The sequence below is a fragment of the Patescibacteria group bacterium genome (genome assembly GCA_041661505.1).
GTDB lineage: Bacteria > Patescibacteriota > Patescibacteriia > Patescibacteriales > JBAZCA01 > JBAZCA01.
In genome coordinates this window covers 1-22129 of record JBAZUF010000001.1, presented here as the reverse complement: position 1 = coordinate 22129, position 22129 = coordinate 1, and the positions used below count along the sequence as shown (strand labels likewise).

The following is a 22129-nucleotide window of genomic DNA, read 5'->3' as shown; positions in this document are numbered from 1 at the left end:
GCCCCGCATGATGGCCAGCGCGCTATTTATATTTATCCGGCATACCGGGCATGGTAAGGATGCCTCCGCATTTTATTACAATAAATCCGGCGCCGGCGGAAAGACTCGCATCCGTTACTTTTAAGGTAAACCCGCCCGTTATCCGCGGCTGGGACTTGTCGTCCGAAAGTGAGTATTGGGTTTTAGCGATGCAGACCGGCAAATTGCCATAACCCCATTTAGTAAATTGGGCGATTTTTTCTTCGGCTTCGGGCGTAAAGCTGACCGCGCGGCCGCCGAATATTTCGCCGTTAATTTTACTTACCTTATCTTCAATGCTTTCATCCGCGCGATAAAGGGGGCGGACTTTTATCTTGCTTGCTCCGATACTTTTTAATACGGCTCTGGCCAGGCCGAGAGAGCCTTTTCCGCCCCGCGAAAAGGCGGTGCTTACTTCGGCCGGAATTTTAATCTTTTTACAGTAATCAAGAATTTCTTTTATTTTTTTCTGGTCGTCATTTTTGAATTTATTGATTACGGCAACCGGCGTTATTCCCAGCCGTTTGATTATTTCAATGTGCCGCCCTAAATTTTCCAGTCCGCACTCCCCGATCGCCCGGACAGAAGCGACCAAAACAACGGCCGAAGGTTCTATTTTTCCGGCTCGGCCGACAATATCGAAATATTTAAAGGCGCCTAATTCCGATCCGAATCCGGCTTCAGTAACAATATAATCCGCCAGTTTTAAAGCCGTGCGGGTAGCTATTATGCTGTTGGTTCCGTGGGCGATATTGGCGAACGGACCGCCATGGATGAAGGCCGGAGTTCCCTCGTCGGTTTGGACTAAATTAGGCCGAAACGCGCGATCTAAAAGCGCGGCCAGACTGTCAATTATTTTTAGATCCTTGACTTTAACCGGCGCGCCTTTTTGGTCAGAAGCGACAACGATATTTTCCAGCCGTTTTTTTAAGTCCTTAAAATTTTCGGCTAAACAAAGGACGGCCATAATTTCCGAAGCGGCGGTTATTGAAAAATCTTTTCTCAAAGTCCGGTCGCATAAATCAATCGCCCGCTTCCAATAGACGTCTTTAATGCCCAATCGGTTTCCCCAATGGATATGGTTGTCGATTTCGGCGGCAATTAAGTTATGGACGGTAGTTATCGCGTGGATATCGCCGGTAAAATGCAAATTTATTTCTTCGGCCGGCTGGACTTTGGCCTTTCCGCCGCCAATTGCCCCGCCTTTTTGGGAGAAGACCGGGCCCAAAGAAGGTTCGCGCAAGCATAGAATGGAGTTTTTACCCAGGCGGCTTAAGGCGTCGGCGAGGCCAATGGACATGGTAGTTTTCCCTTCTCCGAACCGGCCGGGAGTGATGGCCGTAACCAATATCAATTTCCCCGGATTTATCCTTTTCATTGTTAAAGGCAACTTGATTTTAGCGATATAGTCGCCCTGGCATTCTACCGAAGAGGAAGGCAGTTTGAGGTCTTTGGCGACTGCGGATATTTTTTTCATAAATAAACAGCGGTAAATGATTTAAAATTAGCCTAAAATTAAACAAAAACCAAAAAACAGGCTTATTATAAGATTAGCGAAAAATGGCGCTTTTGTCAAAAAATAAAAAAATCCCGCCCCTCCTTGCGAAGCGCGGGAATTTTTTATTTTTTTACTATAATTACGTTTTTGCGCACTTCGGTTATGGGAACATGGTTGCCGGCGATGTAATCCCGGATTGAATCGTAAAAGTGGTTTTCCTCATACCGATAGCTCTCTCCTTTTCTTGTTCCCGGGTCATTTGTGATGAACTGCTTTTTTACCGGATCGTAACCTTTGATGACCAGCATGTGGCGTTCGGGCCCGCCGCCGGTATAATTCGGATTGTCCAATTTCTGCCCGTCCATAGGGGCGATAACAAGATAGCCTTCGCTCAAAGCCTTTTTTATATCCTCAAGCGAAACGTCGTATTTTACCTCAACGTTTTTATATTTGAAATATCCGTTAAAAATCCGGTCAGCCGTTTCTTTGGCGCCGTTATCATGGTAGCTGTCGTATTGCTTTTCTTCAAATTGGGAAATATCTAAGATCTTGGAAAGCGCGTAGTCTTTAGTGACTCCTGCTTCGCCCTTTACCCAAAGCATAGCCATAACCGCTGACGCTTCCTCGCAGCCGTCTTGCTGGCGTTCATCTTTCCAGTCGCCAAAGGGAGCCTGGGAAAGGAATGGAACTGCCTCTAAAACTTTCCGCGTATCAGTCGTTCCGCTTCCCTTTACCTCTTTTTCGGCTAAAACATCCCCGTTATTCCCCCGGACTTCTACCGGCGCGCTTTCAGTTTCAGAAGCGCCTGGCCGAACTTCGGGTATGTAGGGTGCTTTTTCCGGACTGCTTAAATTATTCGGCGAATCGTCGGCTTCAGTGACTAAAGCGACTTTTGCCAGTCCTAAAAATGCTAAAACTAGAAAAATGATGGTTATGTTAACTAAATATTTTCTCATATTGGTATTTTTAGATTAAGCCATTTCGCAAGAATTGTCCATTTCTGGCTCTTGAATATATACTTAAGACATCGCCGGCTTGATTTTATTTCAGTGTTAATTAATTTAGCTTTAATTAAACAAAAAAACCGCTCTCTTGTGATGGGAGGCGGCGATGATCCGTTAGTTTAAGCTGTTGCTTTTTTATAATTTTACCAATTTTAAAAAAGCTTTTTTTGATTTTTCCAGAGTTTTTTCGTAGAGGCTGTTCCCTTTCGAGTCAATCGCGACTATCGCCGGAAAATCTTTTACCTCGAATTCCCAAATCGCTTCCGGCATGCCGAATTCTTCCTTATAGACGTTTTTGAATTTCATCGCTTTGGCGTATAAAACGCCTGCCCCGCCTATTGCCGACAAATAAACCGCTTTGCCTTTTAGAGCGTCGATCACCGCCTGGTTCATTCCGCCTTTACCGACAATGGCTTTGATAGCGTATTTTTCAATCAGTTTGGGCGTATAAGGATTTAAGCGCGCTGAAGTCGTCGGGCCGGCGGAAATTACTTCCTTGTCTTTTATTATCGGTCCGGCATGGTAAATAACCCCGCCTTTTATCGGCGGAAAATCTTCTTCCAGTAGAAATAAATGGGCTTTGTCGCGGGCGGTAAAAATCGTCCCGTTTAATAAGACATTATCACCGGCATTAAGCTTTAGGACGTCTTCTTCTTTTAGCGGAGTGTTAAGAATAATCATAAATTTTGAAATTAAAAAAATAACGCGCGCGGGCCCTTATTACAGGCTTTGGCGGCGCATAGCCCAGCAACTGATAGCAATTCCCACAAAAAATGAAGCCGGGTGGCGGACGCCGGAAGCGATTTTTACGCCTAAGGCGGTCGTCTTTCCTCCGAGTCCCGCCGGTCCGATTAAGAGCTCGTTAATTTCAGCCAAAACTTTTTCTTCTAACTCAAATAATTCTTTCTCCGGATTTTTGTCATTCAATTTTCTTAAAAGCTGTTTTTTGGAAATTGAAGCCGCTTCCTCTAAATTTCCGGCCAGCGCGACGCCGATTATATAAGGCGGACAAGCTTTGCCCTGGGCTTTGAAAACCGCGTCAAGGACGCATTTTCTTACTCCTTCCAAATTCCGGTCGGCTTTTAAGTCAATGTTGGGAAGAGAGTAAATAGCGGAAACATTTTCCGATCCTCCGCCCTTCAGCATTAAATTGATTTTTAGTTTTTTTCCTTCCTTAAAATGGATGACCGGCTTATTGCCGATATTTTTTCCGGTTAGGCAATTCACGGCGTTTGGCCGCAATGGAACCCCGCTTGTCGCCTCAATTGTCGCTTCTTCGATAATTTCGGTTAATTCTTTTTGCGTATGCCCCTCCGGATATTCGACATAAAAATACGGCGTGCCCGTATCCTGGCAAATCGGTTTTTCTTCGCCCTTAGCCTCCCGGGTATTTTCAATCAGTTTTTTAAATATTTCTTTGGCTACCGGGTTATCCTCTATTTTTTCCGCTTTTTCCAAAGCTAAAATAACGTCTTCCGGCAAAACATTGGCGGTCCTTCGGTATAAATTTACAATTTTTTCTTTTAATTCCATATATCCATATGTTAGATAAAGAATATCCCCGATTCAAAACTTTGTCAAAATCCACATTAATTCTTATAGGCTAATTTTTGGAATAATAAAGAAAATATTTTTTTAAGCTGAAGAATACTTGACATAGCGGCGAATTTATATTAATATTCCCTTTTTAACAAAGCTCCGATAGCTCAAGCGGTAGAGCGAGAGAATTACAATCTCGTGGCTGGTGGTTCAAGTCCACCTCGGGGCATTAGCTCTTTTTTATTTTTTCAATTCACTGTTTGTCGGGATGTAGCTCAGTCAGGCTAGAGCGCTGGATGACAGTTCCGGAGGCCGGTGGTCCGAATCCACTCATCCCGACCACCTCACACAGAGGAGTTTTATAGGTCTTAACTTCTAGATCCGAAAAACTCCTTTTTTCTTTGGACTCCTAATAATTTATCTTGATATTAAATATATTCCTAAAAAGACAAAGCAAACACCGAGAAAGGCAACTATATTCAGGCTAGATCTGAATAGTAAGAATGAAAAAACAGTAATGAAAATAATTTCGCTTGCTTTAATCGTGGCGGCATACCCGGGATTTGGCGCAAGACCGACGGAAGTTACGTAAAAATAGTTTCCTAATAACGAAAACATTGATGCTAACAAAAGGAAAAGTACCATTTTAATTGTTAAATCAGGTTTTGTTTTAGTAGATAAATTCCACACCAGGAAGCCAATAAATACAAAAGCAAACATAAACAAATTCAAAACAAGGGGTTTTATCCCAAGTACAAATAATCTTTTATAGATTATGACCATGCTAGCAAAACTTATTGCTGATCCTAGCCCACAAATGAACCAGTTTTTTAACATAGAAAATTTTAGAATTATACAAGTTTTTATTTAACTATTTATGTGCGAATTCACAGATTACTCAGGTAATTCAAGATAAATAGTATTAAAATTACGCTTTTAGGAATAATTGGATGCCAGCCGAGATAATCGCCCAGCCAAAAAGGGCGATAAACATAGCCAGCCAAAAATCCAGCCTTTCCGATAAAAAGTAAAAAGCGAGAATAAAAAATATCAAAGTGAATTCATAAACAAAAGTTGATTTCAGCGTGCTTCTCGAGGCTTCCAGGCCCTGGCCGAGATGAACAAAAATTACCGAAACTAATAATATCACCGGAAGCGCGTAGGCTATGCCGGTATATTTTGGGTGGAGGTATTTCGCTATCATCGTTATAGCGACGACCGAAGCGCCGCCAAGTATAAACTGCAAAGAATAATAAACGTATTGGCTCATAAGATATTATCTTAATCCATGATTGGTTAATCCTGAAGTAAAAATTCATCCCAGGATATTTTTCTTCCGGGATAGGCGGCGTTTTTAAACGGCCATTCTTTATTAATCCAGCTCGCAACGCCAGAAAACAGCTCTTCGTCCAGTCCGTTGGATAATTCGCTTTTTCGGATCCACATCACAACCATAGCGCCATAAAGCCTATTGTCCGACGGCATTATATAAACGCATCCCAGGCATTGGCTTTCATCCAAATTCATTACAGTATAGGCGAACGAGGATTTTTCAAGAAATTCTTTTTGATGATAATTAAGGGCGGCCAAGTCTTCTTCGAGAGTAAGGCCGTCAGCCGGCCAGGGGCTGTTAGGCCCAAAAATTCCTTTAAGATGTTCAATACTCGATATAACCGCGTCATAATCCTTTGCGACGTCGTTAACAGTCAGCATTCTAAGTCTAAATTTATCGGTCACCAGTGACTGGGGAGGAATAAAATTATTTGGAACGAAAGTATTCATTACTATTTAATTACACAGGTGTCGCACTTACTTATAAAACTCACCTCAAATGTTTTTGACATTTTTTCAATAATATGTTATACATATAGGTCGCAGTACCTTTCTATCATGTTAGGCGACGCTTTGTAAATTTTTTATAACAATGTCGATATCGGGCTGGAACTCCTTATATTTCTCAATAAAAAAATTCCAAATCTCCTCTAAATCGTTTCTGAATGCAGAAAAATTTAGTTCAATACTTGAATTATTATATTCTATATCACTTTCAGCCCAGCTATGGGCAAATGCGTTTCTCACACTGATTGCCGAGATAGATTTCTCTTTAATTTCGTTACTAATTATTTTCCATCGATTAAGCAGTTTTATTTTTGCGAATAAGTCAACATAATTAAGTAGATCATCAAGTCGAGAAAAATCACTCGGCTTCAAAATTTTTATAATTAGCTCATTGATCAAGAATTCAAAAATTGAAAAAAATTTTAGTATTGAGCCTCTATCAAATCCTAAATCACTTACAACGCCTTGCGATCTTGCATAGATATTTATGCTCAAAAACCCTTTATGACAATATAATAATTGTTTATCAGAAATTATTAATATCCTTGGGTATTTATTTTTTGGAATTTTTTTTAGAAGCTCCGAAATAATTATAAATTTGTCTTTCATAAAATTTACAAAATTTCGCCACAACTTTTTTTAGACGAAAAATTAAAAAACAATATTATGAATTTGTATATTATGCGAATAATTTGATATTTTTTTATCTTTCTTTATATTGCTTCTTGTAATACTCGAGATAGTCTCCGGATTTCATTTTTTTCCACCAGTCTTCATTATTCTTGTACCAGTCGACTGTTTTTTTCAGGCCGTCTTCGAATTGGACTTGGGGCTGCCAGCCAAGCTCGTTCATTAGCTTGTCCGGGTTGACGGCATAGCCAAAGTCGTGCCCCGGACGGTCTTTTATGTATTCTATGCTGGATTCGTCTTTCCCGAGATGCTTTAGAATTAACTTAATCGTATCAATATTTTTTGATCTTTGTCTGGTTCCAATATTATAGACTTCGCCGATTTGGCCTTTATGCAAGATCGCGTCAATCGCCCGGCAGTGGTCGGAGGTATTGATCCATTCGCGGAACTGCTCGCCTTTGCCGTAAACCGGGACTCTCTTCCCTTCTATTAAGTTGGTAATAGCTAAAGGAATTAGTTTTTCCGGATACTGGTTCGGGCCGTAGAAATTACAGCTATGGGTAATAATGACTGGCGTCTGGTAAGTGCGCCAGTAAGCCGCGCAAAGATGGTCGCCGCCGGCCTTGGATGCGCTATAAGGACTCGACGGGTCAAAGCGCGATTCTTCGGTAAATTCTTCATTCATGCTTCGCACCATGCCGAATACTTCGTCAGTAGAAATTTGAATTAATTTTTTCGCCTTCCCGACCCTAACGGCTTCGAGTAATGTGTAGGTGCCGATAATGTCAGTAAATAAAAAGGCTTTGGGGTCTAAAATCGAGCGGTCAACGTGGGTTTCGGCGGCGTAATTAATAATTACGTCCACGCCCTGGCCAACTGCCTTTTCTACGTCTTCGGATTTGGCAATATCGCCTTTTACAAAAGAATAATTCGGGTTATTTTCTACGTCTTTTAAGTTTTCAAGGTTTCCGGCGTAAGTAAGCTTGTCGAGGTTTATGACTTTGTAATTCGGATAAGCACTTAAGATGTAGCGGATAAAATTCGAGCCCATAAACCCGGCCCCGCCGGTAACAAGAAGAGTTTTACTTTCACCCGGCATGGATGCGGCGTTTTTTTTCGGATCAGCTTCAAAATAAAGGCAGAAGTTTTTATGCTCAACGCGAATTTTAACTTCACTGCAAACGCTTCCCTGCCCTTTGGAATTTTTTAAGCCAGCCGCAATTTTTTCGGTTTTTTCTCCGTCTATTCGGTTTTTACCAGCATTTTTTCCACTCATAAATTTACAATAATTCTTTCCAGCATTCATTAACCTCGGTTCTTTGCTTTGATGTTTCGGCGGTCATACTTAGCACATTTTCCAAAGTTTTTTTATCAGCGCTTTTAATGTTTTTTCCGAGCTCAATTATTATTTCCTCGATTCTTTTCTTGAAAGGCTCAACTTTGACGCCGAAACTTTTAAGCTTTTCGACATTCAAAACCGTATCCACCCGCCGGTTTGGCGTAAGCTTATCCAAATCGGCCTTGGAAATTTTTCCGGCATTCAGGCTGGGTAAAACGTGTTTTTTAAGCATTAGGGCGATTTCGTAAGGCGTTGTCCAGCCTTCATTAGCGACGTGTATAACGCCGACAGGTTTTGTCTTTATTAATTCATAAGTCCACTCCATTAAATCTTCCAAGACAGTTCCGGTATTGGGCGTATCAACATATCGGGTGAATGTTAAAAACTTTATCAGCATGTTTTTCGGGCTTATCTGGGACGAAACCGGCTGTCTCGGCCTTAATATAAGATAGCGGAAATTAGGAGATTTTCGGTAAGTGATCATCTGCTCGGACCAAACTTTGGTCCAGGAATAAAAAACCGCCGGCGCCGGATTATCGGTTTCCACACGAGCGTCATTTTCGTCCTTACTTTCAAAAATACAGCCGCTAGAAAGGTGGATGAAATATAACCCTTTTTGGTCGCAGGCGCGGGCGACATTTTCCGCGCCTAAAACGTTTACGTTAAAAGCTTTTAATTTATTTTTTTCACATTCTTCAAGATTGGTGATGGCGGCGGTATTAATAACAACCGTCGGATTGAATTCTTCTATAGCGGATATAATCTGCGCCGAATCCGTAATGTCTGCCCGGGCAATTTCGGCGCCTAAACCTTTTTTTATAAAAAAATCCTTATAAAAATTTCCCATCTGCCCGTTCCCAAAAATTAATATTTTCTCATTCATAAACGTTTAATCGTAAAAATTTATCTAATAGCTGAATTTTAAATATTTAAAATTAGATCGCGCCATTAATTTTATCCCTAACCGCCTCTGCTTCACCTTCGCCATATTTTTTTTGGGGCCAAAGATGCAGACCGTCGCCTTCAATCCTCGGGATAACGTGAAAATGGATATGGGGGACGATTTGACCGGCCACCGGGTCGTTATTTTCCGTAATATTATAGCCTTCCGCGCCTAAACCTTCCTTAATCGCTTTGCCGACTTTTTTTACGGTTTTTATTACCGCGCATAAAATATCTTCCGGCACGTCTTCCATATTGGCAAAATGTTCTTTCGGTACTACCAGGACATGGCCCGGGTTGACCGGATTGATATCCAAAAAAGCCAAAGTTTTTTCATCCTCGTAAACTTTGTAGCTTGGGATTTGCCCCGCGATAATTTTGCAAAATATGCAATCCATTCGTTTTGGTTAGTTAGTTTTACTTCTTTCTGACATTAAAAAGATAACATTAACCAGCCAAAAAATCAACACTAAATTGAGGTTAATATAAGAGATAACCATGCCGGGCCAGATTAATTCCAAGGCAATAAAAATAAGGAGGCTGGCAGTTAAAACTCTAAATATTTCGTTAATGTATTTTTTCATACTATCTAAGAATACTACTTATTTTCTCCCAGAGGTTTTTGCCTTCCAAATCCACGTGAATCTCTTTTACTATAACCGAATCATCAATCCCGTCGTCGATTTTTAATCCGGGGATGGAAAGCATAAAGTTAAATTTGCCGTTTTCCCTATAGGCGCCGGTGATGTCAAAATCAGCGGCCGCGGTCATCCAGCCCGTCTGGCCGTCTGCTGGGGCATCCTTTTGTTCCGGTTCAATGTATCTTGCTATAATGTATTCGGTGTTATTTTTTCCGGCGTCAAAATACTGGGTGATTTTTTTTATTTCCGGGTCAAAAAGTTCGTCCGATGAAAAAGCGAACATGCCGTCGCCGGATAAAAGCGTGTCGCCTTTTTTTAAAGTTAGATCGGTTAAAGAGGCGGTTAATTTTTTATCAAACTGCTTATAGGTTTCTTTAAGCTCCAAACTGCCCGAATTGGTTTCAATACCCTGGATGCTGGATGGATTGGAAGTTTGGGCGCTTATGCCATCGTTGTCAGTTAAAATACGCAAGGGAAAATTTTTAGAATCGTAAATCCAAATTTTTTTAATAAAACTGATCTTGCTTTGGGCGGTAGCGATTTTACTCGTTACGATATCGTCATTAGCCAAAACCTCAACATTATATACGCCTTCAGCCAGTCCTGGCTGTTTAATATTAATTTTTCCCTGATAACCGATCTTACCGCTATCACTTCTGTCGCCGTCGTCAGCCAATTCTTTTTCCATAATTAGTTTACTGCCTTTCATGACGCGCACTTTAATCGGGTCGGCTGATAAATTCTTATTCAAATCTAAAAAATCAAAATTCAAATTAAGCTCCTCGTTATTTATGTAAACGTAAAATCCATAAGGCCCGCGGATTGAAGCCGGAAGCGCCCGAGTTTGTTTTTCTGGTTTATACGACTGGAGGCGGAAAACATGGTTAAGATTATAATTATAAGTGGCGATTTGGTTTAAAGGCGGAAGATTTTTTAAAAATTCATCAACTGATTTATATTTTATTTCTTTTTGAAGCAGTATTAAGTCATTTTCAGTTATAGAACTCCATTTTTTAGCTAAGCCGGAAATTATGGAATTTTCGATTGGCTTCAAATCATAATGCCAAAACTGGTCTTTTAAAATTCCGGCCTCAATAATCGGCGGTGCATGGTTTTTGTCTTTAGACTCGATTTTATATTTAATTATGAGTCTTGCCTTTTCGAAACGGCGCGGCGGAGTCAAGGAAAAATAAACCGGATCGCCGGTTATAACTTGGGTGCCGTTTTCCGGCGGCCTGACCCTTTCCGAAGGGCTTAATTTTCCGATGAAATAATTGTCGCGGGTAAAATCGTAGGTATAAGAAATTTTTCCGCCTGGAACGATTTTTTGCCAAGATAGCCAGCCGGCAACAAGCGCCAAAACCAGCCAGACTGCTATTCTAAAAATTTTAAAGCTTATTTTCATGGATTTACTATGCTGAATATATCGCCAATACTAACTTTAGCTTATTAATACGGGTAAATCAACACTCCGATACCCCCGCTTTTATTTAACCTTGCTTAAATTATTGCGCCTCTCGGCCGATTTGAGGTATAATTAAGATACACATGAGCAATCCAGAAAACTTATCTTATAATTAATTTAAATAAATGAAAAGTAAAATTTTTTATATTATTTTAGGTATAGCTATAGTAGCCATAGGCATAGTGGTTTTATTTCCAAAAAAACAATCTCCGGCAGAAGTAGTACTGCCGGCAGCAGCGCCCAGTCCAGGTGCTGCGCTTAAGCAATGCCCGGACGAGTGGATAGATAACCAAATGCCGTCAGTTGGCGCGAGAAAAACAGAAACCCAATATTTTATACTTGACGGCAAAAGGCGGGAGGTAAATGAGTTTGACGCAGAGTGGGTGCAAAAAAATTGTAATGTAAATAAACAGACGGTCCACTAAAGCTAATTATTGTAAACTGGGATAGTAGCCTTGGCTGGTTAAATGTAATTAATTAGATAATTATTAAACTATGGCGGGAAATCAAAAAAGACCAGTTGATGAATTAGCCTCAAAAAGTTTTTCGCGGCTCGGGAAAATAAAAATTACAACCTGGAAGGGCGTATTTTTAATAGCCTTTGTCGCGGGGGTTATCGGAACATTTGCTTTTGTGCTCTCTGGCGATAATTTTGGCATCTACACGAGCTCTGAAGCGAAAGTCTCTAACGTCCAGCCGACGGTTGCCAGACCGGTAACTGGCGGAAGAGATGTTAACACGCCGACCAAGGATAGGACAGCCTGCAATATCGATAAAGATTGCAAAGGAATCATCTGTCCTATGGTTGTCGGGGGCGACAAACCGAAGTGCGATCTTAAAACCAAGGCATGCTATTGCGGTGGAAAATGCGGAGACAAATATTGTGATTTGGCAGAGAAAAGGGATGATACATGTAAAGAGGATTGCGGTAATAGTTATATAGAAAGTTTTGAAAATAGTTTTGGCGGGTGGGAGCCGAAGCACCAAATAGCATGCGAGAATGATCCCTTTCCCTGCTTTTTTGATTGGAGTATAAAACGTTCTAAGCAAAAGGCGTATGACGGGGCTTATTCTCTGGCCGCCTATCTTGACGGTAGCCATGATGATGGCACAATCTGGGTTGAGCATCCATATACCGTAACTCCGAATTCAAAAATAAATTGCGAAATTAGTTTCTATCTTTGGAGCGAAAACAAGTCTAGTATAAATCAATGGCCGGTCTTGGCTTATGTCGGGCCGAGAAATCCCGTGCGAGAGGAGGACTTTAAGCTAATCGGAAGGACGGATGAAGTCGCGGGGTGGAAAAAATATTCTTATTCAACGCAATTAACCACTGATAGTTTCACCGATAAAATCTGGGTGGCTTTTGGATTTGGGGCGACAGCCGAATTCCAACATACTTATTATCTAGATCAAGTGAGTGTCAGCTTCAAATAATCTTCTTGCGTACAGCACCTCTTGTGCTATAATGTTTTTGTACGAAAATTTGCGGACTATTTTTTATTAAAATAAAAAAATGAAATTCTTATTTCCCAAACAGCCGAAGTTTTCGGAGCATTTCAAAGACCTTTATGACTGCATAAAAGAGGTGACGGATTTATTTACGGAGATGGATTTTAGGGCCGGGATGGAAGAGCGCTGGCGCAAAGCCGAAGAAATTGAGCATAAGGCCGATGATATTATCTGCCGGATTATCGGCGAGCTGGACAAAACTTTTATTACCCCGTTCGACCGCGAGGACATCTACGCTTTGGCCGAAGAGATGGACGAAATAATTGATTTATCGGAAAAAGTTTTTCACAACATCTACCTTTACGGGATAATGGAAAAAGAGGAATTTATGGACCAGTTCGTCGGTCTGATTACCGACGCCTGCGTGATCTTAGAGCGGCTGGTCGATAAGTGCTTTGCCGACCGGGTGGATACGAAGAACTTGGAGAAGCGAGCGATCCGTATCCAAAAATTGGAAGACAAGGGCGATGTTGTTTTTCGGAACGCTCTTGCTCATATATTTGAAAAAGGGAAAAACGACCCGCTTTTAGTTATTAAATGGAAAGACATAATTCAGGATATGGAAGAAATAATTGATACCTATAACCATGTCGGCCGGTCGATCGTAAAGATAATGGTTAAATCTACTTAAACCGGTTTATTTAATTCTACATGCCTGATCCCTTCTCCCTCTTCATTATATTGATAATTATTATCGCGCTGGCGTTTGATTTTACCAACGGGATTCACGATTCGGCCAACTCAATCGCTACTATTGTTTCTACCCGGGTGCTAACTCCCGGCAAAGCCGTTATCTGGGCGGCTTTTTTTAATTTTATTTCATTCCTTATTTTCGGGACGGCGGTAGCAAAAACTATCGGCAAGGGAATGATTGATATTAATATTGTAACTCCGACCGTTATACTCTGCGCTCTGCTCGGTGCTATAATTTGGAATCTGATTACCTGGTATTTAGGACTGCCGACCAGTTCCTCGCACGCTTTAATCGGCGGATACGCGGGAGCGGCTGTTGCTAAAGCCGGCTTTGGCGCGATAATTCCCGGCGGCTGGTATAAAACACTGATTTTTATCGTGCTCGCGCCTCTGATCGGCATGATTTTAGGTTATGCTTTTAAGGTAATCACTTCCTGGCTGGTTCGAAACCGCCGGCCGGAAACCGTTAACCGCTGGTCGTATTTTTTGCAAATTTTTTCCGCCGCCGCTTACTCCTTAGGCCACGGCGCGAATGACGCTCAAAAAACCATGGGGATAATCACCAGTCTTTTATTTTCCGCCGGCTGGATTGCCAGTTTTAATGTACCGACCTGGGTGGTGCTTTCCGCCCATACGGCAATCGCCGCCGGGACGCTTTTAGGCGGCTGGCGGATCGTAAAGACCATGGGGCAAAAGATTTGCAAATTAAAACCGATTGACGGTTTTTGCGCTGAATCAGCTTCAGCCATAAGCATTTTTACCGCGACGCATCTAGGCGTTCCGGTTTCAACGACGCATGTAATTACCGGCGCGATTTCCGGAGTCGGCTCGGCCCGGCGCTTTTCGGCCGTGCATTGGGACGTAACATTGCGCATTGTCTGGGCCTGGGTTATTACTATTCCCTTGGCCGGGTCGATCGGCGCCCTTGTATATTTTATTAGTAAATTTGTTTAATATTAGAGTATATTTTTCATGTTAAAAAATATATCCTCCGGCTTGACAAGGAAGGACTATTCAGATACAATATATATAACATTAAAAAGCGCCCGCAAAGGGCTGTTTTTTTAAATAAGAAAACTGGCTTTAGCCTGTTTCTATGCCCCTTGCCGGGGAAAAGATATATATGATAAATGGAATTGTAAACTACGTAAAATCATCGATTGAGGAGATGAAAAAAGTCACCTGGCCGACCAGGAAAGAAACTTATCATTATACCCTATTAGTGATCGGCATCAGCATAGCTATGGCAATTTATTTAGGCGCGTTCGACTTTATATTCCAGATGGCGTTCCAGTACGTTATAAACCGGTAATTAATATTCTAAAAATATCTCTAGATATAATCTTAGCCGCTAGGTAATGAATGCGAGCATTCATTATCCCGCTCATCGCGATTATGGCAAGACAAACACTAAACCAGGGACGAAGATGGTACGTAATCCATACTTATTCCGGCTACGAGGAGAACGTTTCCCATAATTTAAAGCAAAGAATCGATTCGCTCGACATGAGCGGAAAAATTTTTAACGTCTTGATTCCGACCGAAAAAAAAATTAAAATAAAAAACGGAAAAAGAAAAGTCGTCGAGGAAAAAATTTTTCCCGGCTATGTTTTGGTTGAGATGGTTGTTGACGACGATTCCTGGTATGTCGTCCGCAATACCCCGAACGTTACCGGATTTATCGGCACCGGCACCGTCCCCACTCCGATTTCGGAAAAAGAAGTAAAATCTTTGCAGAAGCGGATGGGAGTGGATGAGCCGAAATTCATTATTGACGTTGCCGCCGGTTCGCCGGTTCGGATTATTGACGGGCCTTTCAAAAATTTGGAAGGCAAAGTTCTTGAAGTGGATGAAGCTAAAGGAAAAATTAAAGTTTTGGTTTCCATGTTCGGCCGCGAAACGCCGGTTGAACTGGATTTCCTGCAAATTAAAAAATTATAAATATGTCGGGTTGGCATGTCATGGATTCTGCATGAATGCCAGCTTCTACCCGATAATTGAAAATTGTCAATTGACAATTGCTAATTGAACATCATATGGCCAAAAAAATAATGACTGTCATAAAATTGCAAGTTTCCGGCGGCCAGGCCAATCCGGCCCCTCCGGTCGGCCCGGCTTTGGGCCAGCATGGGATTAACATCCAGCAATTTTGCGTCCAGTTTAACGAAAAAACCAAGGATCGGATGGGAGAAACCGTTCCGGTAGAAATTACCGTTTACGAAGACCGGTCTTTTACCTTTATCATGAAAACCGCCCCGGCTTCGGAATTAATTAAGAAAGCCGCCGGAATTCCCAAAGGTTCTTCAAAGCCTTTGACTGATAAAGTTGGAAAAATTTCTAAGGATCAGGTACGGGAAATCGCCAAAAAGAAAATGTCGGACTTAAATACGACTGATGAAGAGGCGGCGATGAGGATTATTGAAGGCACGGCCCGGCAGATGGGGGTAGAAGTGAAGTAAGTGATTTTGCTCGTAAATTTTTCATTTCCTCGCTGCGGAACCGCTTCAAATTTGCCATGTAACTCGTGCTTGAATATAATCACCGCTGGACTTATTTTCACATTGGTACCTGGCTTTAGTCCTCGCTTCGGAAATGAAATAATTTACTCGCATATATATAAAAAAAATTAATAAAAATATAAAATAATTGTGGGAGATATATAGCTTATGCGACATGTCGTCCGCACCACGAGTATGACAAAAAATAAAAACAACGAGCTGGCAGACAAGGCTAAAGTCTATTCTATCGAAGAAGCTATTGAGTTGGCTAAAAAAACCTCCAAAGCGAAATTCGACGCATCGGTTGAAGTTCATTTTCGTTTGGGAATCGATACAAAAAAAGGCGACCAGCAGGTTAGAACCGCGGTTTCCCTTCCCCACGGAACCGGTAAAACCGTCCGCGTTGCCGCTTTTGTCAGCGCCGCTAACGAACAAGCTTGTAAAGATGCCGGCGGAGATATTGTCGGCGGCGACGAATTGATTGCCGAAATCAAAAAAACTGAAAAAACCGATTTCGACGTCGCGGTGGCCGAACCGGAAATGATGAAAAAACTGGCGCCTATCGCCAAAGTGCTCGGCACCCGTGGATTAATGCCTTCGCCGAAAAACGAAACCGTATCCCTTACTCCGGCGAAAGCGGTGGCCGAACTGAAAAAAGGAAAAGTGAGTTTTAAAAATGACGACACCGGAAACATCCATGTCGCAATCGGCAAAGTAAGCTTTGAATCGCAAAAATTAGCAGATAATTTCCGCACTCTTTCCGAAGCCATAAAAAAGGCCAAGCCGTCTAAGTCTAAAGGCGTCTATATAAAGAACGTGACCATCTCAACGACCATGGGCCCTGGGATAAAAGTAAACACCGCTTAACAACCTATTCTCTTCGGATAAAAATCGACCCGGCTCCTTATGGGGGCCGGGTTTTTGGTTACAGATAGTGAGTGGAAGTGACTAAATGATATAATAGGCGATGCCCCACGCAAAGCATATAATAATAATTATCTGCATTGCAATTAGTGTGTCATCGATCATAACGCCAAAAGCGCTGGAAAAACGACTCTCGATTCTTTTAACCCATTTGGGCTTCTTCGTATCCCAATACCTAAAAAGGATAAAGTCCAGAAGAAGCTCAAAAAGGATGTCCTCCCGCGAATTAAACCCCAGCCACATCATTACAAGGCGGTCCATGCCCCAGATGAGCATCATGGCATGGTACTCGTCTATGCTTAAGAGGTTATAGTCGCATCTGGTTGACTTTCCGTCGTGTTTTGTTCTCTGTCCGTATTTGGCGTAAATTTCTTTAGCTGCAAAGTGACAGGCCGGCCAGCCGAGGATGAAGGTGATTACGGCAGCGCAAAGAGGAAAAACATAGCCATATCCCCAGATCTCGCCGACAATAATTATGTTAATTGCGGCGACGGCTGTGCCAATCAGACCTCCTCCCTTATCCGGATGGCCGAGCCCCAGTCCCTTAAGTATTAGCCCCAGGAATTTCAAAAGGATCGATTTAATGAATCCTTGGGGCTGGGCCAGAACGACTTTTTCATAGAGCCATCCTGGGATGAAAGATGAGTAAAAAGTGGTGGCGACGAACATCCAAAAGCCGTACTCGACCTTCACCCTTTCCTTTGGCGCAGATATTACCGGGCTCACTTCCATGATGTTCCACTCCTCGCTTAAGCGCTCATCCTAGTCGGCCAGAACCAGACCCTGCCTCTGCATGATTCTCCTCGTTCGCCGGAAGCTTTCAAAAGCCCAAACGAACAAGGAGAAAACGAACAAGGAGACGATAAAGTTTTCGTTTATGACCGCCTTCAACTTGAGATTCTCGCCAACCTGCCCTTTGTAGGAGTAGAATTGGCTTTTTTGCATCTTTTCGGCGCGGAGGTAAATGTCAGGTGTGCCTTCGGGGCGGAGGATGACGACGCCATTTCTCCCATAAACCATAAACGCGTCAGACCCCCATTCGAGTGCGGCATCAAAAGGCGCGGCGATAGTCATGTTTTTTTCGCCCAGATTGACCTTTTCCATCGGGACTATCTGCCCCTTAAACCGGGAGATGTCCACTGAAAGGTCTGATGGCATGAAAAGCCAAAGGACCACCATCGCCGAGAGAAAACTCGCCCAAACAACTGCCGCGATACGCAGCGATATGGGTTTGGCTTTCCGGAGGGCAAGCGTTACTTGCTCGTCCCATTCAGTTTCGGTAAATTCCCACCGCATGAAGATCATTTTTTTTCCTTCCGTTCAACAGGGTTAGCAGATAGATAACACTTATCATAAGCCGCTTTTAGTTTTTTTTCACATCCTCCTTTTAGTCTATCCAAAGCTAAAAAAACGTTAAAAGCAAGTAATTCCGAAATATTAAGCCGGACTTCTTTTGTGTTAGCGGTTTTATCCGTATTTCATTATATAAAGAGCCGAAAACATGACTCATTTTTAGCACTAATTTTAATTTCAGTCAATTATAGTTGAGTTTTTTACGGCGTTTAAATTATAATATTAGTGATAATTTACTGCTTGCTTAATATCTAATGTATGCTATGCTTTAGACATAAATTGGCTCTTGTTTATTATTAAAATAACTATATGTGGTTAACAATCGCCATCTCAATAGCCGCCGCTATCGTCGTCTTTATCATTATCCCCGGCCTGCGCGTCGTTCAGCAGTATGAAAAAGGCGTGGTATTCCGGCTGGGAAAGATCACCGGGATTAAAGAGCCTGGGCTAACCTGGATTATTCCTTATATTGAATGGATGCGGAAGGTGGATTTCCGGACAATAACCATGCCCATTCCGCCGCAAAAAATTATTACCAAAGACAACGTTTCGGTGGATATTTCGGCCGTAGCTTATTACCAGGTGGCTGACGCGATAAAAAGCATAGTAGCGATTGAAAATGTTATGTCAGCCATAAATCAGATTTCTCAAACAACCGTGCGGAATATCGTCGGCCGATTCCAATTAGACGAAGTATTGTCCGAACGCGACGCGATTAATAAAGAGATCAGGACGGTTTTGGATAACCATACCGAGCCCTGGGGCGTCGTCGTTTCGCTTGTGGAAATAAAAGACATAGAACTTCCGGAAAATATGCAGAGGGCTATGGCTAAGCAAGCCGAAGCCGAACGGGAAAAACGCTCGAAGATTATCGCGGCCGAAGGCGAACTTCTCGCCTCGGAAAAACTAGGCCAAGCCGCTGATATTATTGCCGCCCATCCGATTGCATTGCAGTTAAGGAATTTGCAGACTATGGCCGAAATCTCAATAGAAAAGAATTCAACCATAATCTTCCCTGCCCAGCTAATGTCCAGCGTTAAGGAATTGAAGAAGTTTATTGAGGGGGAGAAGAGTTAGTTGCACTAACTTGTTGAACTCGCCATAACTCAATTTGACATAAATAAAAAAAAGTGCTTAAATATAAAGCTCTAACAAAGCATTGCTTTTTTAAATTCTTTTGGCTGAAAATTATTTTCGGCTGAGTATAAATCACTGAATTTTTTCAACTTCAACCGTTAAGGAGGAAAAAATCAATGAATGAAAATCTGAAGGCTATTCAACCGGCGTCAGCGGCTCTGGAATCTCTGGCCGGGTGGTACATGCAAGGCGGGGCCTTTTACCTTAAGCTTCAAGGCTTCCGATATAAGCCCCCCTGCAATGTGCTCAACAAGTATGGGCGGATCTACCGAATACCGTTGGACCGTCCCAGCTGGTCATCCGACCAGGTCATTCCGGGAGAATTCTTCCGGCTGGAAGATGAGTTTCTTATGCTCATCAGCTTCCCGGCCGGAAGGGAAAGGCACAGCTCGGCCAATCTGATAAAGTGGCCGGACGGAATAGCTCTCCATCTTCCCTTTGACAATTCGTTCCAGCCTTTTACTTTTTCCTGGCCGGAAAGCGAATTGACGGCCGCGGAACTTAACCGGCAGGCGGGAATTTTCTCCGGCCGCTTATCCGCCTGACTCGTGAGCGCCGAGGTAAACTCTGGCGCGAACCGTGGTCCCCTAGGATCACGGTTTTTTCTTTTTAAAAAGCGTCTTGTTTTTTCCTTAATATTTGGTAAAATAAATAGACAATTAGTCCGCATTCATGGCCATGAACTACTACAAGGATCTTCTGAAAGCCGGCGACTTAAAATCACCGGTTGTTATTATTAGCTTGTGGACGATTTGCGATGAGATAGTCAAAGATGTCGACCCTTCCCTTTTTAAAATTGCCGGCCAGCTTTATACCAAAAACGGCCTGAATTATCTAGTGAGGAATCTATTGGCTGACAAAGAAATCAGGTATTTGGTTGTTTGCGGACAAGACCGATCCGGGTCTGGCGCTGAACTTCTGAATTTATGGCAGACAGGGAAAAGCCAGTTTCTGCATAAGGAAATCACGCCCTCCTCAATAGAAAATTTGATTAAAAACGTAAAATTAATTAACCTTATAGGAGTGGAAGATGGCGCGGTTATTGAAGCGGAAATCCGAAAGCTTGATCTAGCCTTGGGATCGTACGGCGAGGCGGAATTTTTTCCGGAACCGGCGAATCCGGCTTTGTCAGAACTTGAATGCTCTTTTCCGTCGGATATTTCCGGCTTTAAAGTCCGCGGCGCGACAATTGCCGAAGCCTGGCTTAAAACCCTAAAGCATATCCTGCGGTTTGGCGATATAAAAGAAACCGACGGGATGAAAATGAAAGAAATTGTTAACCTCGTTGCGGTAATTGAAAATGAAGATCCGGATAATTTTAATTTGCCTGACTGGTTTAATATTGATAAAAAACGGATTGACGAATACGTCCCCCAAGTATTGTCCGGCGATAAAATTCCAGGCTTGCATTACACCTACGGGAACCGCCTGCAAGGGCATTTTAAGGTAAACCAAATTGAGCGGATTATCCGCCGGCTAAAGGAAGATATTAACGCCCGCGAGGCGATCGGGGTCTTGTTCGACCCCAATATCGATTTTGAAGCCGAACACCGGCCATGCATTGTTTTAGTCCAGGCTTTGAGAAACCATTTTTGCCTTTCTTTTACCGCTTATGTCCGGTCGCATGATGTTTTCGGCGGCTGGCCGTTGAACGCTTTTGGGTTAAGGAAACTGCAAAAGCAGATTGCTGACGCCGCCGGAGTGCCGATGGGGCCCCTTACCTTAATTTCCGCGAGCGCTCATATTTACGATTTTAACTGGAACGAAGCTTTGAAAATGGTTAATGAAAATCTGCGAAATGATTTCGAAATCGATCCGCGCGGATATTTTAAAATCGATATTGATAAAGAAAAAAAGGAAATTATTACTGAACATTTTACGCCGGAAGGGTTAAAGCTCCAAAAGTTTACCCAAACAATTGACGCGCCGGACGCGGCAAAAATTCTAGCCCGTAAAATCGAAGAGACTTTGAGCTTGTCCCTAATCTCCCACGCGAGTTATCTAGGCATTGAACTAATGAAAGCCGAGGCGGCTTTAAGGCTCGGAGTCCCTTATATCCAGGACGAAATATTGATGATTAAATAAACAACTCAAAAATAAATTATGGCAGACATAAAAAAACCGCGGACATCTAGGCTTTCCTGGGACGAAACTTTCATGAGCTTAGCCATGCTCGTTGCCCAACGCACTGCTTGCCGCTACCATCTGGCCGGCGTAGTAATTGTTGACAAGCACCATAAGATTGTTTCTCTAGGCTATAACGGCCCGACCGAAGGAGACGCTCACTGCGTTGAAGTCGGCTGCGCTAAAGTTGACGGCGATCCGGTTACGAAAAAATTACAGCGCTGCCGGGGCATCCATGGCGAAATCAACGCGATAATCAATACCAAGGATGTTAAACGCTTATTCGGCGCCACCATGTACACGGCCCTTTTTCCCTGCTACGATTGCATGAAAGCCTTAAATAACGTCGGCATCACCGAAATCGTGTATTATAAAGAATATAAGCGCATGCAGACTGGCGGCGAAAATTTCGAAGAGGAAAACGAAGCCTGGGAATTAGCGAAAAAGCGCGGGATTATGATAAGGAAATACGAAGGCCAGACTTTTCTTGACGACGCGGGGATTAATAAATTAACGTTTAACCGTTAATTGAAGCAATGTTTGTACCCGCAAGTATCTTCAGGCTATAAAGACAAATTAAGCAATTTTTAGTTTTATATTTAAATTCTATGCTGGCTTCAGAGAACCCATTTTGGGAAGGAAATAAATCTTTTACAAAAGAGCAACACGAGAATAATAAACGATTATTAATTAAGAATTTAATTATTCGCGCGCTGGGCATCAAGGATTTTCACAAGATTTGTTTTAGGCACGGCGACGCGAATATAAATAATTTTATTGAAGAAATGGCCGGTAATGGCGGCAGATATGAGGGATTCGCGAAAGAAATCGAAAGGACGATGCTTGTTGGAATGCACCCATTTCGTCGGACACGTTTGTCCACAGAAATCAACCTTTGGCGGCAATGGCATAATACTTTGACGGCGGCATCCTGAGATCACCCTGAATCCTAATATTATTGTAATAATATATC

Annotated in this window: 28 protein-coding genes and 2 tRNA genes; 15 read left to right on the top strand and 15 right to left on the bottom strand. The window is 42.5% G+C overall.

The window, feature by feature from the left end:
* Positions 1-22: 22 nt before the first annotated feature.
* The 4 genes from WC715_00150 to WC715_00135 form a co-directional block, all read right to left on the bottom strand.
* Positions 23-1495: a formate--tetrahydrofolate ligase gene (locus WC715_00150; GenBank protein MFA6170861.1), complete on the bottom strand. Its 1473-nt coding sequence runs from the start codon at positions 1493-1495 to the stop codon at positions 23-25.
* A 143-nt stretch (positions 1496-1638) separates the two neighbouring features.
* Positions 1639-2472 carry a C39 family peptidase gene (locus WC715_00145; protein MFA6170860.1) on the bottom strand — a complete coding sequence of 278 codons (834 nt, stop codon included), beginning with the start codon at positions 2470-2472 and terminating at the stop codon, positions 1639-1641.
* A gap of 183 nt (positions 2473-2655) precedes the next feature.
* Positions 2656-3201 carry a FumA C-terminus/TtdB family hydratase beta subunit gene (locus WC715_00140; protein ID MFA6170859.1) on the bottom strand — a complete coding sequence of 182 codons (546 nt, stop codon included), beginning with the start codon at positions 3199-3201 and terminating at the stop codon, positions 2656-2658.
* A 39-nt stretch (positions 3202-3240) separates the two neighbouring features.
* Positions 3241-4053, bottom strand: coding sequence for a fumarate hydratase (locus tag WC715_00135; GenBank protein ID MFA6170858.1), 813 nt, complete (start codon positions 4051-4053; stop codon positions 3241-3243).
* Positions 4054-4215: 162 nt separating this feature from the next.
* On the opposite strand from WC715_00135, the gene WC715_00130 reads away from it, so the two are divergent.
* Positions 4216-4288: transfer RNA gene (locus tag WC715_00130), tRNA-Val, on the top strand.
* A gap of 35 nt (positions 4289-4323) precedes the next feature.
* Positions 4324-4401 (top strand) — tRNA-Cys (locus WC715_00125).
* A gap of 75 nt (positions 4402-4476) precedes the next feature.
* Here the strand turns inward: WC715_00125 and WC715_00120 are convergent.
* The 9 genes from WC715_00120 to WC715_00080 form a co-directional block, all read right to left on the bottom strand.
* Positions 4477-4896 (bottom strand): EamA family transporter, encoded by a 420-nt coding sequence (locus WC715_00120; GenBank protein MFA6170857.1) that lies wholly within the window; start codon positions 4894-4896, stop codon positions 4477-4479.
* Between the two features lie 91 nt (positions 4897-4987).
* Positions 4988-5329: a DUF3147 family protein gene (locus WC715_00115; protein MFA6170856.1), complete on the bottom strand. Its 342-nt coding sequence runs from the start codon at positions 5327-5329 to the stop codon at positions 4988-4990.
* Between the two features lie 26 nt (positions 5330-5355).
* Positions 5356-5772, bottom strand: a complete 417-nt coding sequence (locus tag WC715_00110) for a GNAT family N-acetyltransferase (GenBank protein ID MFA6170855.1) — start codon at positions 5770-5772, stop codon at positions 5356-5358.
* Positions 5773-5952: 180 nt separating this feature from the next.
* Positions 5953-6507, bottom strand: coding sequence for a hypothetical protein (locus tag WC715_00105; protein ID MFA6170854.1), 555 nt, complete (start codon positions 6505-6507; stop codon positions 5953-5955).
* 94 nt (positions 6508-6601) lie between these two features.
* Entirely contained in the window at positions 6602-7627 is a 1026-nt protein-coding gene (gene rfbB, locus WC715_00100; GenBank protein MFA6170853.1) for a dTDP-glucose 4,6-dehydratase, read from the bottom strand.
* A 181-nt stretch (positions 7628-7808) separates the two neighbouring features.
* Positions 7809-8750: a sugar nucleotide-binding protein gene (locus WC715_00095; protein MFA6170852.1), complete on the bottom strand. Its 942-nt coding sequence runs from the start codon at positions 8748-8750 to the stop codon at positions 7809-7811.
* A gap of 52 nt (positions 8751-8802) precedes the next feature.
* Complete coding sequence (locus tag WC715_00090; protein MFA6170851.1) at positions 8803-9207, bottom strand: HIT family protein; 405 nt, start codon at positions 9205-9207, stop codon at positions 8803-8805.
* A gap of 9 nt (positions 9208-9216) precedes the next feature.
* On the bottom strand, positions 9217-9393 hold the full coding sequence (locus tag WC715_00085; GenBank protein ID MFA6170850.1) for a hypothetical protein: 177 nt from the start codon (positions 9391-9393) through the stop codon (positions 9217-9219).
* 1 nt (position 9394) lies between these two features.
* Positions 9395-10855 carry a hypothetical protein gene (locus WC715_00080; GenBank protein ID MFA6170849.1) on the bottom strand — a complete coding sequence of 487 codons (1461 nt, stop codon included), beginning with the start codon at positions 10853-10855 and terminating at the stop codon, positions 9395-9397.
* A 185-nt stretch (positions 10856-11040) separates the two neighbouring features.
* On the opposite strand from WC715_00080, the gene WC715_00075 reads away from it, so the two are divergent.
* The 8 genes from WC715_00075 to rplA all read left to right on the top strand — a co-directional run bounded on the left by WC715_00075 (position 11041) and on the right by rplA (position 16485).
* Complete coding sequence (locus tag WC715_00075) at positions 11041-11340, top strand: hypothetical protein (GenBank protein MFA6170848.1); 300 nt, start codon at positions 11041-11043, stop codon at positions 11338-11340.
* 70 nt (positions 11341-11410) lie between these two features.
* Positions 11411-12352, top strand: coding sequence for a hypothetical protein (locus WC715_00070; protein MFA6170847.1), 942 nt, complete (start codon positions 11411-11413; stop codon positions 12350-12352).
* Between the two features lie 79 nt (positions 12353-12431).
* Positions 12432-13058: a DUF47 family protein gene (locus tag WC715_00065; protein MFA6170846.1), complete on the top strand. Its 627-nt coding sequence runs from the start codon at positions 12432-12434 to the stop codon at positions 13056-13058.
* A 20-nt stretch (positions 13059-13078) separates the two neighbouring features.
* Positions 13079-14074 (top strand): inorganic phosphate transporter, encoded by a 996-nt coding sequence (locus WC715_00060; protein ID MFA6170845.1) that lies wholly within the window; start codon positions 13079-13081, stop codon positions 14072-14074.
* A gap of 169 nt (positions 14075-14243) precedes the next feature.
* A complete protein-coding gene (gene secE, locus WC715_00055) occupies positions 14244-14432 on the top strand; it encodes a preprotein translocase subunit SecE (GenBank protein ID MFA6170844.1) in 189 nt (62 codons plus the stop codon).
* 83 nt (positions 14433-14515) lie between these two features.
* Complete coding sequence (gene nusG, locus WC715_00050) at positions 14516-15061, top strand: transcription termination/antitermination protein NusG (protein MFA6170843.1); 546 nt, start codon at positions 14516-14518, stop codon at positions 15059-15061.
* Between the two features lie 95 nt (positions 15062-15156).
* Complete coding sequence (gene rplK, locus WC715_00045) at positions 15157-15579, top strand: 50S ribosomal protein L11 (GenBank protein ID MFA6170842.1); 423 nt, start codon at positions 15157-15159, stop codon at positions 15577-15579.
* Positions 15580-15813: 234 nt separating this feature from the next.
* Complete coding sequence (gene rplA / locus WC715_00040; GenBank protein MFA6170841.1) at positions 15814-16485, top strand: 50S ribosomal protein L1; 672 nt, start codon at positions 15814-15816, stop codon at positions 16483-16485.
* An 81-nt stretch (positions 16486-16566) separates the two neighbouring features.
* Here the strand turns inward: rplA and WC715_00035 are convergent, their stop codons facing one another.
* Both WC715_00035 and WC715_00030 read right to left on the bottom strand, forming a co-directional pair.
* Positions 16567-17274 carry a phosphatidylglycerophosphatase A gene (locus tag WC715_00035; GenBank protein ID MFA6170840.1) on the bottom strand — a complete coding sequence of 236 codons (708 nt, stop codon included), beginning with the start codon at positions 17272-17274 and terminating at the stop codon, positions 16567-16569.
* Between the two features lie 30 nt (positions 17275-17304).
* Complete coding sequence (locus WC715_00030; GenBank protein ID MFA6170839.1) at positions 17305-17700, bottom strand: hypothetical protein; 396 nt, start codon at positions 17698-17700, stop codon at positions 17305-17307.
* A 504-nt stretch (positions 17701-18204) separates the two neighbouring features.
* Between WC715_00030 and WC715_00025 the strand changes: the two genes are divergently transcribed.
* The 5 genes from WC715_00025 (at position 18205) to WC715_00005 (ending at position 22091) form a co-directional block, all read left to right on the top strand.
* The gene (locus WC715_00025; protein ID MFA6170838.1) at positions 18205-18972 is read left to right on the top strand and encodes a slipin family protein; all 768 of its coding nucleotides are present in this window, start codon (positions 18205-18207) and stop codon (positions 18970-18972) included.
* A 176-nt stretch (positions 18973-19148) separates the two neighbouring features.
* Positions 19149-19577, top strand: a complete 429-nt coding sequence (locus WC715_00020) for a hypothetical protein (GenBank protein MFA6170837.1) — start codon at positions 19149-19151, stop codon at positions 19575-19577.
* 133 nt (positions 19578-19710) lie between these two features.
* Positions 19711-21117 carry a thymidylate synthase gene (locus tag WC715_00015; GenBank protein MFA6170836.1) on the top strand — a complete coding sequence of 469 codons (1407 nt, stop codon included), beginning with the start codon at positions 19711-19713 and terminating at the stop codon, positions 21115-21117.
* A gap of 18 nt (positions 21118-21135) precedes the next feature.
* Positions 21136-21684 (top strand): deaminase, encoded by a 549-nt coding sequence (locus tag WC715_00010; protein MFA6170835.1) that lies wholly within the window; start codon positions 21136-21138, stop codon positions 21682-21684.
* Between the two features lie 80 nt (positions 21685-21764).
* On the top strand, positions 21765-22091 hold the full coding sequence (locus WC715_00005; GenBank protein MFA6170834.1) for a hypothetical protein: 327 nt from the start codon (positions 21765-21767) through the stop codon (positions 22089-22091).
* Positions 22092-22129: the final 38 nt, after the last annotated feature.